This is a genomic window from Acidobacteriota bacterium, from assembly GCA_034211275.1.
Classification (GTDB): domain Bacteria; phylum Acidobacteriota; class Thermoanaerobaculia; order Multivoradales; family JAHZIX01; genus JAGQSE01.
Genome location: JAXHTF010000133.1, coordinates 1 through 19,080 on the forward strand (window position 1 = coordinate 1; position 19,080 = coordinate 19,080).

The 19,080-nt window shown below is 65.8% G+C and carries 8 protein-coding genes; 6 read left to right on the forward strand and 2 right to left on the reverse strand.

The window, feature by feature from the left end; translation table 11 throughout:
• The 3 genes from SX243_17950 to SX243_17960 form a co-directional block, all read left to right on the forward strand.
• The coding region (locus tag SX243_17950; GenBank protein MDY7094860.1) for a carboxypeptidase-like regulatory domain-containing protein at positions 1–1,187 on the forward strand (1,187 nt) is incomplete at its 5' end.
• A 97-nt stretch (positions 1,188–1,284) separates the two neighbouring features.
• Positions 1,285–2,016: a hypothetical protein gene (locus tag SX243_17955; protein MDY7094861.1), complete on the forward strand. Its 732-nt coding sequence runs from the start codon at positions 1,285–1,287 to the stop codon at positions 2,014–2,016.
• A 139-nt stretch (positions 2,017–2,155) separates the two neighbouring features.
• Entirely contained in the window at positions 2,156–9,106 is a 6,951-nt protein-coding gene (locus SX243_17960) for an ATP-binding protein (GenBank protein ID MDY7094862.1), read from the forward strand.
• A gap of 16 nt (positions 9,107–9,122) precedes the next feature.
• Here SX243_17960 and SX243_17965 read toward each other — a convergent pair whose 3' ends face one another.
• Both SX243_17965 and SX243_17970 read right to left on the reverse strand, forming a co-directional pair.
• Positions 9,123–9,728 (reverse strand): cupin domain-containing protein, encoded by a 606-nt coding sequence (locus SX243_17965; GenBank protein ID MDY7094863.1) that lies wholly within the window; start codon positions 9,726–9,728, stop codon positions 9,123–9,125.
• A 155-nt stretch (positions 9,729–9,883) separates the two neighbouring features.
• Positions 9,884–15,016: a DNRLRE domain-containing protein gene (locus tag SX243_17970; protein MDY7094864.1), complete on the reverse strand. Its 5,133-nt coding sequence runs from the start codon at positions 15,014–15,016 to the stop codon at positions 9,884–9,886.
• A gap of 285 nt (positions 15,017–15,301) precedes the next feature.
• On the opposite strand from SX243_17970, the gene SX243_17975 reads away from it, so the two are divergent.
• From SX243_17975 to SX243_17985, 3 genes are all read left to right on the forward strand, one after another.
• Entirely contained in the window at positions 15,302–15,895 is a 594-nt protein-coding gene (locus SX243_17975) for a hypothetical protein (protein MDY7094865.1), read from the forward strand.
• 41 nt (positions 15,896–15,936) lie between these two features.
• Positions 15,937–18,756: a CHAT domain-containing protein gene (locus tag SX243_17980; protein ID MDY7094866.1), complete on the forward strand. Its 2,820-nt coding sequence runs from the start codon at positions 15,937–15,939 to the stop codon at positions 18,754–18,756.
• Positions 18,757–18,772: 16 nt separating this feature from the next.
• On the forward strand, positions 18,773–19,080 hold a 308-nt coding region (locus SX243_17985), incomplete at its 3' end, for a hypothetical protein (GenBank protein MDY7094867.1).

Below are 19,080 nucleotides of genomic sequence, written 5' to 3' on the forward strand. Positions count from 1 at the left end.
CCGATTTCCGGTCGAAGACGGTGCTTGTTCCGTGGGAAGAGATCGCCGGGGGGAGCCAGCTGCGCATCGAGCTCGAGCTCGGCCTCAGGGTGCGGGGCAGAGTGGTCGGTCCGGACCGGGAGCCGGTCTCCGGGGCCCGGATCATCGCCCATCGCGCCGGCGGCGCCAGGATGGCCGTCACCAACGCCGACGGCGGCTTCGAGCTCGAGGATCTGGTGCCGGGCCCGCTGGAACTGCGGGTCCTGCGCGAGGGCTTTCTTCCCAAGGACGGCATCGAGCTCGACCTGAAGCCGGGAGCAGTGCCTTCCGAGGTGCTGGTGGAGCTGGACCGGGGAGGCCGCCTGTCGGGGCGCGTGACCGCGGCGACGGGCGAGCCCTTGAGCGGCGTTCGAGTGACCTTGATGGAGAACGGGGAGGCCTCGTCCCGCAGCGGTTTCGAGCCGCCTTCCGCCGTCACCGACGAGGAAGGTCGGTACCACCTCGATGGAGTGACTGAGGGTGAGCGGTGGTTGATGGCGGAGCACCCGCGGTACGTGCGCGCCCGCCGCTCGGTGCGCGTCGTCGCTTCGAAGACCCGCGTCGACTTTCGGCTACAGGGCGGAACCGAGGTGGCCGGACGGGTGGTGGATTCCTGGGGCGCTCCGGTCGCCGGCGCCCAGGTGGAGCTCCTGCCCCGAAGCGCCGGACCCCAGGGCGCTGGACTTCACGGCTCTGGACTTCACGGCTCTGGACTCCGCGGCATGGGCGAAGCTCCAGCCCCGAGACGCAGCGGTGGGGATGGGACCTTTCGCTTCCCTGCAGTAGCTAGCGGGGCCTATCACCTGAGCGCTGAGAAGTCGGGATACGCGCCGGCCCGGGCGGCGCAGCAAGTCCTGGTCTCGGGTACCGCAGAGGTGCCCTTCCAAGAGGTCGAGCTGGATGATGGAAGCGCTCTCCGGGGCCGCATTCTGGGCTTGGCGGGGCACGAGCTGCTCAGCGTCCGAGTCACCGCCGTCGCCGCGGCCCTACCGGCCAAGGTCACTCGGGTCGACGCCAGCGGCAACTTCCATCTCGCCGCTCTAGGCCCCGGCGTCTGGACCGTCTTCGCTCAGGGGCCGGAGGGGCGGAGGGAAGTGCGAGCCCAGATCCATCTGCAGCGCGGGCAGGATGCCTTCTTGGAGCTCGACTTTGCCGCTGAGAAGGAATGAGCCTGGATCCAGAGACCGAAACCAAGGGGAGAAACGAACTATGCGGTGGAGCTCGGAGTTGAGAAGAGATTCGATTTGCCACGGAATAGGAGCGGCTTTGGCCCTCCTTGGGTTGGTGATCCTCGGCCCGGTCGCCGCGGCGGATCACGTACTGGAGATCGAGCGCCGGGTCGAGCTGCGGGTCGACGGGGAAGTAGACCGCTCGAGCACCGACCGCGGCCGGATCTATCTCGGGGACCAGCGAGCGCGCTTCGATCAGGGCGATCTTCAGAGCTGGATCCTGCAGCTCGATCGCCAGCGCCTCCTCTTCCTGCATCACGGGGAGCAGACCTATCTCGAGCTGCAGTTACCCGCCCGTCTGGAGGACTATCTGTCCGCGGAAGAGCGTTCCAAGCTCGAGCGAGCGGAGTCAGAGCTCGTGCCCCAATGGAGCGTCGAGCCAACCTCCGAGATGCGAGAGTTCGCTGCCTGGAAGGCGCGCAAGGTGCTCATCACCGGGGCTTTGGAACGAGAGGATACCGAGTATCGCCACGAGCTTTGGCTGAGCGACGAGCTCTCGATTCCGCTCCCCCTCTACCAGGCCTTGATCCGCTCTCAGGGAGCCGTTTACTTTCATTTCAGAGACTTCGCCACCGAGCTGGCGAGCCTTCCAGGCTTCCCGGTCTACCGCCAGACCCGGGTGACCAACGATCAAGGCCGAGAGCACTTCGAAACTCGGCGTCTGGTGGCGGTGGAGGAGCGACCGGCGGCGGATCGTCTTTATGCCCTGCCGGAGGGCTACACCCGCGTGGAATTCGCCCAGAGCCAGTGGGCTCGGGTGCCGGACTGAACCCACTGCCAGCCACTGGAGCGCCCGATCTCCTCTTCGGCAACCTCGCCTCCATCCAGCCAGCTCCACCCCAGGGGGCAGAAGAAATCTGTCCCTGTTCTCAGCTTCTTGAGCAACAATAGCTGCAAAGGAGCAATCCATGGAGCAGGAAGAGAAGCGCCCGGCGGCGAAGCCGGGAGCGTCTGGAGGAGTTGTGCGGGAAGCCTTTGGGGACACTGGGCCGGAGCCGAAAGCAGGACGCTGGAGCTGGAGCCGGATCCTCGAGGCCCTCAGGCGGCCTCCCAGTGAGCTATGGTCCCCAAGCGGGCAAGAGTCGGAGGGCGCTTCCTCTCCCGACGCGAGCTCCGAGCCGCCCAAGCTGAAGGGATGGTTCTCGCGAGTCCGGTTCGCTGTTCCGTTTGGCCGCTACGAGTCGGCGGACGAGCAAGAGCCTCCGGCCCACGAGGTGATGGTGGGGCGGGAGGGGCAGCGTGCCTTCTTCCTCGATCTCCTGTTCAACAGCGGGCGCCGGGGGGCGTTCCTGGTCACCGGTCGCCGAGGCTCCGGGAAAACCTCGTTCGTTCGTCACTGTCTGGCGGAGTATGAGGACGAGGTCTACCAGCGCTTCCTGCGTTCCAACGTCGGTCGATCCCTGTTCTGGGATCGCATCCTGCTGGCTCTCATAGCACTGGCCGTCGTCTTTGTCGCGCTCTTGCTCACCGACCTGCTCGACGTCATCGGCGTAGCGGCCCAGAGCTCCGGCGCTGCAGCAGAGGATAGTGCGTTGAAACCGGTGCCGGGGAAGATCTTCCTGCGGCTACTGGGAATTCCCATCATCATCCTTTGCGCCTACCCTTGGCTCTACGGTCGCGAGCTCTTCGAAGTGGCATTCCGAGCCCTATTGGAATCTCCGGGCCGCCGCGACCGGCGCGCAGCGATACTCGCTCTCGTGGCTTCGGTGCTTCTTGGCTTCGCGGTCTTCTTCTTGGGGCCCTTTGGTGCTCCGGCCCTGGGGATCAGCCGGCTTCTGGTGGTCTTCAGCATCGCGATGCTGTGGGTTTACGCTACGAGCTACGAACGCAGCACCTCCAGGCAGAGACCTGGTGCCGATGCTTCGAGAAGCCTCGCTTACTTGGCTCTCCGCGGCATCCTCCAGCTGCTCAAAGTCTCTCTTCTGCTAGTGCCGGCGATCTTCTATTTGTGGGGCGGCTTTGGGCTGGTGATCCGCTTGGCAGACAAGCTGGCGACCCTTCTCCTGGGTTCTCTTCCTCCAGCCGCCTCGTCTTGGCAGGGTCCGCGGATGGAGTTTGTCGGCGATCTGGGGCTGGCGTTGTGCTTGGCGGCGTTGGCGACGGTCTTGAGGGCTGTCTATCTCTACTTCAGCCCGGCCTATCCAAAAGAAGGCAGCCAGCTGCCCGACGGTGCCAAAGGATATTTGTTGGTAGGGGCGGCTCAGGGGCTTGTCGGAGCTCTCTTGGTCTACCATGCGCAGCCCCGAGCTCTCGGCCTTGTTGGGGTGGCCCTCGGGGCTGTTTTGATCTTGGTGGGGTCTTGCCTGCTCTATTTCCGTCAGCGTTCCAGTGCCCGACCCTTGGTATTTCGACCTCGTCCGCTGGTGGTGGTGACCGGTAAGGGCTTGCTGTGTACGGTGATTGCCATCCAGCTCCTGAATCCACTGCTTTGTGATGACAATTGGATCCAGCGGGAGGTCAAGCATCTCTTCGGATCTCAGGCACATCACGTCAGCGCTGTTGCGTGGGCACTGTATCCACCACCGGAGCTCGGCGCGCAGCTCGACGAAGCTCCTCGCTCACCCTTCCCTCAGGCCTTCCTGGATTCCAGGCGGCAGGCATCGAATCTCGCCACGGATGCTGATCGCTCCCTGCGTTCGCCCTTCCCTCAGGCATTCCTCGCCTCCCAACAGCAGTTCTTGGAGAATTTCAGGCGGAGTGTCGATCCTCTTCCGATCTCGTCGCCACCGTCGGCTCAATCGTCGTCGACAAGCCCTCCATCAGGGGTCGGAGGAGACCTACCGTCCGCCGCACCGTCGTCAGCGGCGGTGGCCGATCCTTCGGCAGGGGATCTTCCTTCCCAGGAGGGGCAACGGTCTCGAGGAGCGGAGGAAACCCTCGGCCCCGAGACGGTTCATGATGGCCTCTTCGCCAGCACCGCAGAAGAGGTTCGCTGGGTGCTGGTGGTCTTCAGCTTCTTGGTGCTGCTTCATTCCTGTGAGTACGAGTGGATCGTTCGGCCCTTCCACCGGCATCGGGTGGATCGCTCCTTCGATCCGAAGGTGCCGGCGCCCCATGAAGACGTCCTGGCTGGGGTGGAGGATCATCGAAGTGCCTACACCTATCGCATGCTCGCCCGAACGACCTTCTTCTGGACCCTCCATAAAACCTGGAGCCCCTTGCTGGTCAGCTCGGTCAACCTAGGGTTCGAGCGGCTCGATCACCGGCGGGTGGTGCAGGCGATGCTCATCGACCTGCGAGAGAGGTACAACCGCAAGTTCGTCGCCTGGAACTCGGTCATCGGCAACGTCATCCGGGTGATCAAGGTTCTTGTCTTGATCTTGGTGGTGGCCATGGCCGGCCGGCATTGGTTCAAGGTGCCGGACTTCGAAAGTCTGCCCCCAGCTCGTCAGGCTGCACTCTGCACCGGCGCGGCCACGGGGTACGCCGATGCCTGCGAGATCTTTAGGGGTCATCAAGGCACCGGAGGGGCAGCGGCCGCTCTATGCAATCTGGATCCGGATTCCGGGCTCTTCCACCTGGCGTACACCAATTTGGTGGTCGGCTTGAACGGGATGAGGGAGGCGCCCTATTCCACCGACAACCTCTTGTTGGGGCTGCTGCCTTACCGCGAGAACGAGTATCCGCCGATCGGTCCCGAGACTGCCGTTGCGGATTGCCAGACGTCGGACTTGCTGCCACTGCTGCGCCCCGGATTCGAGCTTCGGCTCTATCATCTGGTGCTGCTGGGGCTCTTCTATCTTCTCTTCCGGTGGGTCACCACCCGCTTGCCCTTGCCGCCCTATCGCCACACTCTGGCGCGCATCGACTCGGTGCTCGATGGACTTTCTTCACGCCGCAATCTGACCTCCAAACAATCCCGTTGGGGGCCCATCCATTGGGTGCGCGGCTTCCTCTCCAACGAGCGGGTCGAACAGTTGGAGCAAGAGCCGGTCGATCCCCGCATTACGGAGATCGCCTTTCTCACGATCCTGCGCGATATCAATTCTTCGGTGTTGCGCCTGCCCGGAGCACAGGGGCAGGTGGTGAGCTTGCCCACGCCGGAGGTGATCTTCTTCTTCGACGAGCTCGACAAGCTGGGGACTCGGGTGGATCCTTCCGCCCATGCCATGCCTGCCACGCCCCAGAAGAGCGAGGAGATCGATGCTGAGCGCCGGCGCTCCCTGGAGCTCCACAAGCTCCTGGCGGACATGAAGAATATGCTTTCTGCCTCGGACGCTCGCTTCATCTTCGTCGGTGGACGCAACCTTCACGACGAATGGTTGGCCGACCAGACCGCGCGTCAGCCCCTATTGACCAATATCTTCAACGCCGAGGTCTATCTTCCGTCGCTGCTGACCGATTCCGGCCGTGGTGAAGAGAGCTTTCTCCACATGCGAGTGGAGCGCTACTTGGAGGCCCAGAAGCATCGCGCGGACGCTCTGTACGAGCAGACCGCCAAGACCCTTTGGCGGCCGGAGCTGGTGATCAATAGCCTGGATCGCCGGAGCGAGACCTTTGCCCAGCCCAAGCAGCTCACCCAGCACCCAAAGGCCAGTACCGGCGATTCCGATGCGCTGGTGTCGCCGGGAGTCGATTTGAAGCGCCATCTCGATCTGAAGATGCTGGAGACCACCAGTGGATCTACGATCAAGATTTGGGGTTCGAACGAGCTGCTCACGGACCTTATCTTCTTCCTGTCGTGGCGCAGTCTGGGCAATGCCAAGCGTCTCAAGGAGCTGCTGGCGACCTTCGTGCGGCCGGCGAGTCGTTTTGTCACCGACGATGCGGTTCGCTGGCAGAGCTTCCAGTGCCGTCATGTCCTGGCTTTGCGGGATATCGACCGCTTCCGCATGCAGCTCATCGCGAGCGTCTATCGTCATCTCAGCCTGCATTTCGAGCAAAGCCTGGTCAACCGCGACGACAAGCTCGCCGCCTCCACCTTCTACCTCGCCGACTTCCTGTTCAAATTCCACGACCGGGCATTTTCCTGGGGCAACCTCGAGCGGGTGGACGAGTTGGTGCACATTCACCGGGCACCGGATTTGCGCCAGCTGCTGGAGAGCATGGTGGAGAAGTGGTCTCGGTGGGTTCTCCACCCGATCCGCAACGCCATGTATGGATTCCGCTTCCGTTCCGACTTCGCCCGGGAGATCAGCTACCTCTCGCGCCAATCGCCGGACGAGATGGCGGCCTTCAATTTCACTCTCGACGAGTCGCAGGAGCTCAAGATGCTCTATGCCTTGCGCATCCGACGCCTCTCCCCAGATGCTCATGGCGAGCTGGCGGAGCTCTACGCGGCTCTGGGCGAGCTCCACGAGTTCGACCAAGAATACGAGGACGCACGGCTCTTCTATCGCCGGGCCTTGGTGTGCCTCGACCAACAGCACGAGAACATCGTCGGGGAAGGTGGCCTGCTCTCCACGACCACCCATCACATGGATCTCCTGAGTCGGAGCCAAACCGGGCTCGAAGGAGCCCGTCAATACATGATCTGGGGCATCTCTCGGTTGCGCCTGATGCTACAGATCGCCATGACTTACGAGCGCGCTCGGGACTTTGAACGGGCCGGTCTCAAGTATCGCGACGCACGCAGCTTGAGCAACGCTCTGCTGGTCGCCATGCTCGACAACGAGGGACGAAGGGCATTTCGCCGCCATGCCGGCTATGGGGAGGCCTTTCCATCCCAGAGCGACCGGCTGCACACGTTGAAAAACCTCAACATCATCTTTCAGCCGGTCTTCGCTGAAGGTTGGGTGGCGGAGAAATATGAAGGTGGGGTGGACACTGGCGTGGCTCTCCTGGAGACCCAGTTGCGGCTCTTCCGGGAGGTGTTGCCTTTCGTGCGCTCTTCCAAGGCGCTGGTGGCAGGCGATGCCTACGATATTCATGAGTCGAACTTCGCCTTGATCATCTCCGAGCTGCACAACAAGCTCGGCGATACCTACTTCTTCCGAGGCAAGCAGCCCATGACCGTTGCAGTGCTGGATCGGATGATCGAGGCTTTGGGGCGGACAACAGGACAGCCGGAGAAATCCCGCGTCGGCAACGAAGGCTATTTGATGCGGTCTTATTACCACTATTCGCTTGGGCTCCACGAGCTCCGGCGGTACATTACCTATCGTCGCCTGAGCTCGGAGAAGAAGTTCAACATCATGCAGGCCCGCCATCAAGAGGACTCCACGTATGAGCTTTGGGAGACCATCGACCGCATGGGTTGGCCGGATTTCGTCTTTCGGGCCGTAGGCGAGTCCCTCAACGATCTGGCAGAGTCCGCACTGGCCCGCGTTTCCCTCTATGGCTTGCTGTGGACTCGAATGCCCCCAGAGACCACAGCCGATGAGTCAGGCGGAGAGCCAACGCAGCTCTTCGCTACTCTGGTCGATTGGTTTGAAGGTAGAACTGAGGACGGGGACCCGGAGCAGCGGCGGATTCAGATCCGAGTCGGCTCGCAGCTCATCGCGGCCGGTACGCTGAGCGGTTGGCTGGGGGAGTGGAACGCCAACCCTGCTCCTAAAAACCTACCGCTCGATTTCAAGGAAGTCGACGAGCACCATGACCCTCAGCGCCTGCTGGTCTCTTTGGAGCTAACCCGTCAGAGCGCTCACTATCTCGAGAAAGGCGGCTATCGCGAGGAGGCGGCTGGAGAGCTCCTGGAGATCTGCGCCATCGTCACCCGGATGATCTGGTGGTACGTGATGGTCAAGTTCTTGATCGACCCCGGGCTGAAGATGCTCAAGCCAGAAGGTTTACGAGAGAAGGCGATCTGGCGATACGAAGCCTTTTTCCGTGAGAACGATCAGCGGGAGACGGTTTATTGGTCCCATCTGTTCCAAGTAGCTCTCGAGGCCTTCGAGGATGCCACGCGGTTGTTGCGCTTGGATCGCCGAGCCTTCCGTTTCTTACGCCGCAAAGCAGCCCGGGGAGAAAAGACCGACCAAGCCTATCTGGTGGGCTCGATCATTCCTCCGCGAGCCTTGAGCCTAGCCTGCTCCCTGGGAGCCGCCTGTTCGCTGGCTGGGAAAAATCTGCTCGGTCCCTCTTGGCGAGGGCAGCGGAAGCAGCTGTGCGAATTGATCGGTGAGTGGACGGGCCAGAAGGACGGCGACGATCTGGAGTACTTCCTCAAGACTCTCAAGATGGCTCTGGTACGCCATCCATATCCAATGGTGAGTCGCCTGCAGGCTCTCAAAGCGTTGATCGACGCCACGACTCTGAAGACCTCCGCCGAGGCAGCAACACCTCTCGAGAAGATCCATCTCGAGGGTACGCAGTTGGAGGACATGCTCCGCTACGTCGAAGAGCTGCAATTCCTCGAGGCTCAATACGCTTCGCCGCTGCACTTCACTCCGCTGGAGATGGGAGTTTCGCTGGCCTTGGTGGACTTGAGGTTCCGGGCTAGCCAGGCAGCTCACGGCTCCTTGCTCGGCCTTTCGCAGACCCGCCGCCGTCGCCTCGAGGAAATCCGCGACGAGGCGAAGCGCTACCTCCAGCAGAGCTCCGAGACCTACACCATGCGCCGGGCCTACTACGAGAATATCCAGCGCCTCTACTACCTCTACGACGACTTCAATGATCGCCAGATCCACTTCAATCTGGCTATGCAGATGGCTGGCAGCGAGATCTGCCTCATTCTGAGCGAGCTGGTTGATATCGATTTGCCATCGGTGACCTGGTGGACCTCGATTTGTCGCCGGTGGGCTCCGCTTCGGAGTAGACGATCGCTGCAGGGGAAACAACAGCCTCGGAGAAAGAGACGGCCTCCAAAGGGCAAAGTGAACTCGGAGGCAGAGATGGCTACGGATGAGGAGGCGGGCTCGGGGAAGACAACCGACCTGGGGGAAAGCACGGGGCCGGAGGAAGAGAAGACTCCCGAGTAGCCTCCTCCCAGCCGAGCTACTGGGGCTTGACGAACCGCAACCCATACTCCGCCCCGATGGCCTCCACCTGCGCCCGATCCAAGGGTTGGTCTTTGGGCAGCTGGTCGATGGCTTCGAAGAAGGCCTCGAAGCCGCCGGGGCTGATGGTGTTGATCAGCACTCCCGGCTCCTCGCCGACGTTGCGGAAGCCGTGGGGCAGGCCTCGGGGGAGGGAGAGGAGGGCGCCCTTGGAGGCGCGTACGGTGGTGTCGCCGGAGAAGAATTCGAAGTCTCCCCGCAGGACGTAGAAGAGCTCGTCCTCGTGCTGGTGTACGTGCCGCGGAGGACCGCCGCCGGGGGGCACGTTGCTGACGATCACCGAGTATTGGCCGCCGGTCTCGTCGCTGAAGATTTTGCCGACGATCTTCAGCCCGAAGATATTCCACACTTTGCCGGCCTGATCGTCGACGAAGACCAGGTCGGCGGCTGCTTTCGCTTCCATGGTCGGGGATGGCGAGGCTGGGGGTGCGCCTTGGGTCGGGTTCTCGGCTGGGGGCTCGGCAGCGGGGGCTTGAGCCGTGGTCGCGAGGGTCGGGAGCACCAAGAGCCAGGCGGTGGTGAGCAGGATGGGGCGCAGGGGCATGGTGGTCTTCTCCTTGGGGCGACAAGTCTGGGGAGACGGCGAACAGCTCGGTGTAAATGGAGAGTGGATTCTAACCTCAGCACCCAGAACGCAAAACCCCGGCGACGGTCTGTGGAACCGTCGCCGGGGACTTGAAGACAGGATCGCTCAGCGACTCACTCGCAGATGAACCCTCTCAGGGCGTCGCAGGGAAGGTCGTTCCAGGAGTCCCCGTCGATGGGATGCTCGGCGTGCTCGACGCAGTTCTCGGTGGTTCCGCCGCTGGGTTGCATGAAGCCCCAGTTGAAAAAGCCCGCCGGCGTGCCGTCGGTCCAGATCCAATTCCCTTCCTGACCCTCGTCGGTGAGACCGATCCAGCGGGCCTGGGAGGAGTTGTTGCGGATCCACAGCGCCACCGCCTGATTCTCCGCCGCGTCCTGGATCTTGGCCAGATCCAGACCTTGCGCGAGGCAGGCGGTGCGGGCCACGGCCCACGGGACCGTAGCACCGCAGAAGCGGTAGTCCCGACCGCCGGCGGTGCCGTCGAGGCAGATGCACACGCCGCCGTTGTCGATGAGACCATCGAGGTCGTTGTCGAAGCCGTCGCAGACCTCGGTGCTGGGCTCGGTTTCGGTGCCGGTGCCCACCTCGCCGGCTTCGAGCCCCATCTCGACGTCACCGGAGACGACGATGTCGAGGATGCAGGCCTGGAGCAGCATGGGGTCGGTGATGCCGGCGGCGACGCATTGGCTCTGCGCCCAGGCCACCAGCGCCGGGTCGAAGTCGTCCAGGCTGGTCTCCACCAGGGGGTACATGGAGCCGTTCTCCGGCGCGTAATCCAGCGGCCCCAACCCGATGTCGTAGTCGAAGAGGGATTCTGCACTGTCCCGAATGATCCACCCCCGCGGGTCGTCGTAGGCGAAGCAGTCGGTGACCGAGCAGTCGTAGAGCTGGTCGAAGGAAGGCGGCGAGGGCAGCGGGGTTCCGTCTCGCAGGACGAAGTCGTTGGTGCCGTGGCCGTCGTAGTTGCCCAAGAGCCCCACCAGGGTGCCGGCGAGGGCGGCGGCGGGGTGGACCCGGACGTTGAAGTACGTGACGGACGAACCGGACCTCTTGACCCGCACGTAGGAGCTGGCGCCCGGTCCGATGCTGGGCCATAGGACGGTGTAGGTGGAGCTGGTGCGGCTCACCGAGCCGCCGCCGGGGAGGTCGTAGGTTTCTCCATCCGCGAGGGCCACCGCCTCACCGTTGACCATCAAGGGGCCACCGCCACCGGGAGGATTGACGTAGAAGCCGACCCGGTCGGTGCCCACCAACAGGGCAGCGGCTTTGTTGTAGGAAACCCGCCCGCCGGATCCACCGGCCTGCCGTACCTGAACTTCGAAGCCGGCGTTGGGAGCTCGGCTGAGCACCATCTCGCCGTGGGCCTGGAAGTCGTAGTGCACGCCGTCGTGGGTGACGAGGTGAGGGTCGCCCCAGGAGTTGCCGCCGCTGTCGGCGCACTCCAGGCGCAGGGTGATGGTTCGCTGATCGCCGGGAACGGAGATCTCGATCTCGGACTCGGTGACGCCGCCGACGGTGCAGGCGGCGCTGACAGTGACCAGCTCATCGCTCTCCGCCGCCACGAAGCCGCCGGCAGGGGCGAGGCTGAAGGGCAGGTCGGTGGTGGGGGAGGAGGTCCAGGGGAGCTCCTGGTCGGTGCGGTTGTGGATGGTCAGCTCGCCTTCCACCACCACCGGCGGATCCGCCACCGTGCCCTTGAGCACCACCACTTCCGGCTCGACGGAGAAGTTCTCGCAGCCGGCAAAGACCGGATAGGGGAAGGTCTCCAGCTCGCCGTCGACGTCCAGGGTGAGCTCGATCCACGTCGGCGGAATCGGCTCAGTCCCGGTGCAATCCACCCGCAGCAGGTGGGGAATGATGACTCCGGGGGCGATGGTGATCTCCTCGTCCGGCTCCACCGTCAGCCAGGAGGGACCGGTGTCGTTGCTCAAGGTGTAGGTCTTGGCACTGGCGCCGATGTTGTAAGCGTAGAGATCGAGGACCCAAACGTCCCCCAGGGTGCCGACGATCTCCGGGTCCACCGGGGTGACGAGCACCGGCGGAGCCTCCTTCACGGTGACCGTCTCCACCGCCGAGGCGCTGGGGAAGAAGGGCAGAATGGAGTCGAAGGAGCGGAATTCCCAGACCCCCTCTTGGCCCTCCAACGGCGAGAAGTTGACGCTATTGCCCGCTCCCAGTAGGGAGAATTCCGGCGCGCCGGGTGGCCGGGCCCAGATCTCGAAGTTCTGGATCGGTCGCCAGAGATCCTGGAACAAGCTGGGGGTCCACCGGCTCTCGAGGTCGGTGCTGGGCCAGTGGTGGGGGATGGCCCCGTTGATCCACACCGGGTCATGGACGGCCTCGAGCTCCGGTCCGGCAGCGGTGACGGACAGCTCGGTGATGGTGATGGGGTCGACCTCGAAGGCGGCACCGTCCACCAGATCCCAACCAAAGATCTCGAGCACTCGCTCGGTGAAGGTGCCGGTTTCGATGCTCTTGAATGGGAAGAAGTCCCAAAGCGCCGCATCGGTCATGGTTGGTCCCAGGTATTCGGGGTCGGCAGGGCCCAAGAAGGCTTCGCCGGGGATGAAAATCTCACCCTGGGTGGCAAATTGGTTCGCCAGGAAGAAGATATCGAGAATGACCGCCGTGTCGAAGGCACCCGTGGGATCGCTGGGGAAGACTCCCGGGTAGAGGCTCGCCTTGACCCCGAGCTCGACATAGGAGCGGGCGCTGAGGGTCATGTCGGCGGTTTGAGGACCCGATACATAAGGAGTGGTCCCGGAGCCGGTGAGCTCCGGATCCTCGAATCCACTGGGTAAGCGAAGGCCGTCGACGTCATCCCATTCGAGCCCGCCGTAGAGCAGAGTCGAGTACTCGAAAGTGGGACTCCCAACCTCGACGCCGCCATCGCTTTGGCCGAGGTCGAGGCCGATCTCTACTCCAGGCTTGATGTACGCATAGAAATGGAACGTCGCCACGGCGTGCAGCGGAATCGGGAACAGCCAAAGCCGCGGGAGTACCTCGAAGGCACATTCCACCTGGGTCTGCCAGCGGACCTCAGGGACTCCGATCCCCATCAGGCCTTCGAACCCGATGGCCATGGCGACGATGGCGCCGTTGTCGAGCTGTAGCTTGAACTGACTCGACGGGCTGAAGCTCGGGTTGATGCTGAAGTCGCAGTCGCTGAGGGCCTTGGGAGTGATTGCGGAAGCGCCCACCGCGGGGGTGACGTCGACGGGGGAGCCGTCCCACGATGGGAAGCCGGCGTCGGCGTAGACGTCGGCGATGCGCTCCAACGCCGACGCGTCGAGGTCGATGTTGAGGTGCTCATAGACCGCCTCGAAGGGCGGCGAGTTGCCGCGCAGGATCACGCTGTCGGTTTGGACCTCGACGCTCTGGACGGCGATGGACGCCGCCGTGCCGAAGGTGGCGAGGTCGCCGGCGCCGAGGACTTCCGTTTGTGCCGTGCGCTGGACCGTCAGGGTCAGGTAGCCCAGGTCCACCGACGCCGCGGGATCCACCGCCAGATCGAGGAGCAGGCTCGCATCGAGATCGACGATTCCCGGCATCATCACCGCGCCGGTGGCGATGGAGGCCACCGCCGGGACGTGCAGATCTGCGCCGTCGGCGGCAGCGGCGATGAGGGTGAAGGTGTCGTCGGTGATCACCGTGGCAAGGCCGTTGGCGTCGACGGAGACCCGCTCCGGATTGCTCGAGGTCCACACGACCTGGGCTCCGGGGGGCAGGGGGGTGGGGTTGCCGTCGGCGTCGTACCAGCTGGCGGTGAGCTGCACCACATCACCGGCATCGAGCAGCAGTGCCGGGCTCGGACCGATCTCCAGGTGCGGCAGATCCGCCACCGGCGGTGGTTCAGTGCCGCCGGCGTAGGTGACCACCAGCTCCGGCGGGCCCACCGTCGATTCCCGGCTGAGGAAGAAGCTCTGGCCGCTGCCGGTGCCCGTCAGCGCCACGGTGAACCGGCCGCTGCCGAGAGCGGCGGTGGCGGCGGCGGTGGTGACATCCAACTCCAACACGTCGCTGGGGGCGCTGCTGGGAAGCGTACCGAGGGTCGCGCCGAGGGCTGGCTGGTTGTTCCAGGTGATGGACGTTTCGTTCCAGGCGGCGGCGGCGGGCTCGGTGAGAGAGACCGCCGTTGGCACGGAAGTGGGAGCGTTGGAGGTCACCCGCAGAACGGCGCTCTCCACCGTCCCGGGGTCAATCTCGAAGGCGAGGAAGCTGCGATATTGGCCGGTGCGGGCGCGCAGCACGGTTTCGGCGCCGTAGTTGTTCGTCGGCCGCGCGCTGTAAACGTAGGCGTCAGCGGCGGGTGGGAAGCTGCTGGTCTCGCCGCCGCCGCCACCACCACCACCGGAGAGGGTGCTGGCGGTGACCGGACCGGCCCAGGGGCTGGCGCCACCGGAGCCGACGGCGCGGACCCGATAGCGGTACTCGGTGGCAGCGGCCAGACCGCCGTCGACGTAGGTCTCGGCACCGGCACCGAGAGCCACCAGATTCTGGTAGCTCGCGCCTTGGTCGGCGCTGCGCTGGATCTCGAAGCCCGTCTCGTCGGTCGAGGCGTCGGTCCAGGTGAGCTGGATCTGGCTCGTGGATAGAGCCGTGGCCTGAAGGTTGCTGGGCGGGTTGGGAGGCTCGGGGGAGGTGCCCGAGGCCGAGGTGGCGAAGTAGACGCCGGTGTATTTGACCCCTTGGTTGCGCCCGGCCTGATAACGGCCGTGGAGCTCGATGCGGTAGTAGGGGTAGCCGGTGGCGATCTCGGTTTCCACCAGCGGCAGCTGTTCCCACACCCCGTTGCCGCTGGTGGTGGTGGCCCACGGTTGCCAGACTTGGGTCCAGGGACCTTGGGCGCCGCTACCGCCGTAGACCGTGACGGTGGCTTCCTCGAGGAAGAGGGAGACCACCCAGGTCTGGAAGCGCAGGGTGCGGAGAGCCGGATCCGAGACCACCACGGTGCTCAGATAGGCGTCCTCACCGCTGTGATCCTGGCCGTCGCCGGAGCCGGCGGCGAAGCGGGCAGCGGTGCCGGTGACCCCGTCGGGGGTCGGGTTCGAGAGCTTCTGACTGGTGCCCCAGATATTCTGGGGCTGGCTCCAGCCGTCGAGGCCGGCGTCCGTAGGATCGCCGGCGGAGCGGAACCAGGGGTTGGTGATCAAGTTGTCGCCGGCCAGCGCTGGCGCCGGCTCGGCGGCCAGCGGGGCTGTGCACAGCAGCAGGAAACAGAGGACTACAGCTCGGAAATACGACATCGAGAGGGTCTCCTTCGGTTCGCGGCAAGATTCCTTGCCGGCATGATGTTTTGGCGGCACGGCCCCTGCGCCGAGTCCGGCGCGCCGCTGTCTCACCCACTCGGAGTAGGCAGGTCGGTTTTTTCCGTGAGACGATGAAGATTCTCGGTAGGAGCTTGAATTTTCGGGCTTGGCTAAGTGCTGGTTCCGACGAAGGAAAGTCTTCCGAATGCAACCTGCCACGAGTCCGAGGCGTATCAGCGCCTCTCGGCTCGGCTACCAGGCAGCGTTCTCATTAGCCGCTTCATGAGCATCTCTCTCCATCGCAGGCTCAGCCGGATTCTGGAGGGCGACCGGGACGCCGCCGCCTGGCTCTACGACACCTTCGCCCCCGGCCTCTACCATCGGCTTCAGCTGCGCTATCGCCATCTCCGCGAAGCCGAGCCCGCCGATCTGCTCCACGACGCCTTCGTCTTCTTCCTGCGTCCCGACACCCGCCCCCTGGCCCAGCTGCTGGAGGAGACTTCGCCGGAGACTCTGTCGCCGGAAATCCTGGAAAAGCGGCTATGGGATCTCGCCTGCGGCCTCGCCTCCAACCGCCGCCGGTCGGCGTGGTCGAGGAGGGTGGTTCCCATGCCGGAGGTGCGGCAGACCTCACCGCGCCAAGGGGCGGAGGACGAGGCCGCCGCCCGGGACGCCCTGGCCAAGCTCGACCGCTGCCTGGAGGGGGAGAGCGAGGAGGGCTATCTCTACTACCAGCTGCGCTATGTCGACGGCCTCAAGCCGCGGGAGATCGCCACCGCCACGGGCCGGGCCATCGAAGAGATCTATCGTCTGCGCCAGGTCCTCGACAGCGCCCTGCGGCGGTGCGCTGAGCGCTTGGGGTTGAGCAAGCCATGAGCGGTGGAAGGCCCAGAGACTTGGCCAGGAGCGCCCTGGCGATGGCACTGCTGGGGGGTGCGGTGGTGCTCCTGCCGGCACTGATCGCCGGCTGCGGAGGTAGCGAGCCCGAGGTTCCCTATCCCGCCGTGGTGCGGGGGCACCAGGAGGTCGTCCTGGAGCCCGGCGCCGACGGCGGCACCGAAGCCGTGCCTCTCTTCCTGGATCCCGGGGTGGAGCTGGGGCTGTGCCTGCAGGTGCCGGCGACGGTGGACACCACCGCCTGGCGCGGGAGCTTCGCATTGGACGGCAGAACCCTCGGTCCGGCGGTGCCACCGTCGGCCCGGGTCGCCACCACCGTGTGTTTCGAGGTCGAGCTGCCCCGGAGCGCCGCCGGCACCGGCGCTCTGGAGCTCTGTGGCTGGCTGGAGGACGGCTCCTCCGGAGAAGTCCGGTCCTTACCCTGCCAGGCCTTGCGGCTGGAGGACCGGCCCCAGCGGCAGGGGATCCAGGAGCGGTTGAACGAGCTCTTGGGCACCGCCGGAGCCCGGCCGGTGGCGGAGCTGACGGCGGACCTCGACCGTCTCACCGCCGTCGCGGAGGAGGCGCTCCTGCCCGAGCTGGCGGTGCGCATCGAGCTCATCGCGGTGCACTTCCTATCCCTCGCCGGAGAGCGGACCGAGGCTTCCGAGCGTCTCGACACCTTGCCGCGGTGGCTGCACCACCCCGCCCTCAGCCGTCGCGCTGCCCAGGTGGCCTATCTGCGGGGGCAGATCGCTCTCCTCGACGGTCGCCGCCGGGAGGCCTGGCAGGCGTTCGAAGAGGCCGATGCCCTCTATCTGCGCGTCGCCGACCCCACCCGTTTCACCGTCGCCATGCAGCGGGCGGCGCTGCTCTCCGATGCCGGCGCCGGCCACGAGGCGGTGGAGCATTTGCGAGGGCGCCTCGACGAATGTCGGGTGGTGCCGTGCGACCCGGCGCTGCTGGCGGCGGGGCGATTGCAGGTGGCACGGCTGGTCCTCAACGACCCGTTCCGGACCCGGGACGACCTGGAGGCGGCGCGTCAGGGCCTCGTGGAGTATCGATCCGGCCTGCCCCAGGGGACGGGGGTGGCTGCCCTGCTGGTGGAGGCGGCCCTCCAGCTGGAATTGGGCGAGGATCCGGCTCCTACCTTGACGGAAGCCCGGCGGCTTGGGGCTTCCCAGGCGGGGCCGGCGGCGGAGGCCAGCCAGCCTTGGATTCGCTGGCTCGAGGGGCAGGCGGCGTTGGCCCGGGGGGACTCCGACCGAGCCCTGGAGGAGTGCCGCCGGATGCTCGACGAGAGCTCGGCCCCGGCAGCGGCGTGGGCTTGGAGCTGCATTGCCGACGCCTACCGCCGCCAGGAGCGCTTCGCTGCGGCGGATCTCGCCTACGCCAAGACCCTCGCCCTCCATGAAGGCACCGCCGGGGAGAGCCTGGGGCTGTCGGTGGTTTCGGGGCTGGGGCGGCAGGCGGAGGACGTGCTGCGGGCTGCCCAGGTGGCCGTGGATCTCGGTGCGGCGGAGCGGGCCTGGAGGCTGCTGGATCACCTGGATCGGCGCTCGGCCCACGAGGGAGAGCGGCGGCGCTGCCGTCAGTCGGTCCTCGCGGCGGCCTCCGGGGCCACCGGGGAGAGTCTCCGGTGGGCGGCAGAATGGCGCAGGATCGACGGAGAGATCGAGGAGCTCCTGGGCCAGCTCACCCGTCTCGAGCTGCCAGCCTCGCTGGCCCGGGAAGCGGAGAGTGCACCGCTCCAGCGGGCTCTCCAAGAGCGCCTGCTCACCCTCTGGCGCACCTGGCCCGGCTGCGACCAGCCCCGGTGGCCTGCAGGAGGGGGGGCGGACTATCGGGCCTTTGCCGTCGACGACGAGGTGATCCTCCTCCGGCGCATCGCCCTCGGGAAGGTGGTCGCCGATCAGCGGACGCCGCTGGCCCGGGAAGAGCTGACGCGGCTGACGGAAGAGGTCACCGTCGCCCTCCGCCGGCGGGATCTCGACGACCAGGCCTGGCGCCGGTTGCTGGCTCCCGCGGCGGCGGCGCTGCTGCCTCGGAACCTCGCTGATCTGGAACCCGTGACGACCTTCGCCCTCCACGGCCGGCTGCAGCTCCTGCCGTTGGCGGCTCTCCCGCTGCCGGAGGGGGCCTGGCTGGGGGAGCGGACGGTGGTGGCGCTGCAGCCCGCCGGCGCCGGCGCCGGGAGCCCGGCAGCGGCGTCGGCGGCGAGACCGGGGCTCTTCGTGGTGGATCCGCTGGGGGATTTGCCCCACGCCCGCCGCAGCGCTGAAGCCTACGGTGCGCGCTTTCCCGGGGCCACCATCCTGGAGCGGGGAGCTGCCTCCCGGCGAGCCCTGGAACAGCACCTCGGCGAGGCCGGCTGGCTGCACCTGGACACCCACGCCCGCTATGAGCCAGCCTTTCCCGAGCTCTCGAGCCTGGCCCTGGCGGATGGCCCCCTGCGCTTCGTCGAGCTGGCGGCACTGCCGGCCCCGGGGCGCTTCGCCAATCTCAGCGGCTGCCGCACCGCCGCCTGGCATCCCACCGCCGACAGCGGCCGCTATGGTCTGGGGGGCTTGATGGCCCGCCTGGGAACGCCCTGGACCGTGGCCACCCGGGCACCGCTGCCCGACCGCTCGGCGGAGGTCTACAACCGTGCCTTCTACGCCGCCGTCGCCGCGGGGATCGAGGCTCCCAAGGCTCATGGCCAGGCCTTGGCAGAGCTGCGGAAGAAGTATCCCGCGGCAGCTTGGGGGGCGTTGCTCCTGCTCCACGCTCCGGAGTTTCCCTCCGGCCTTGACCAATCTCCGGCGTCCCCAGAGCCGGCCTCGGAGCCGGCGCCGAGAAAAATCCCGGGCATGGACTCCTAGTGGAGGAGAGGCTTTTATGAGCGATCGATCAAATTCTTCCTTCGACGACGACCTCGATCCCCTCCTGCGCCGGCTGGCGCTGAGCGACGCGGAGACCGGCCGCTCCCGAGAGCCGGGGGAGGATCCCGCGGCGGACCGTCTGCTGGACGCCTATCGGCAGGGGCGGTTGTCGGCGGAGGAGCAGCGGCAGCTGGAGGCCCGCTTGCGGCGGGAACCGGATTTGCGGCGGCGCCTCGCTCGGTCGTCGGGGCTCGAGGCCGAGTTGCCCGCCGGAGTGCGGGAGCGCGTCCTCGCCGGCTACCGCTCGGCCCGGCGCTGGGGAGC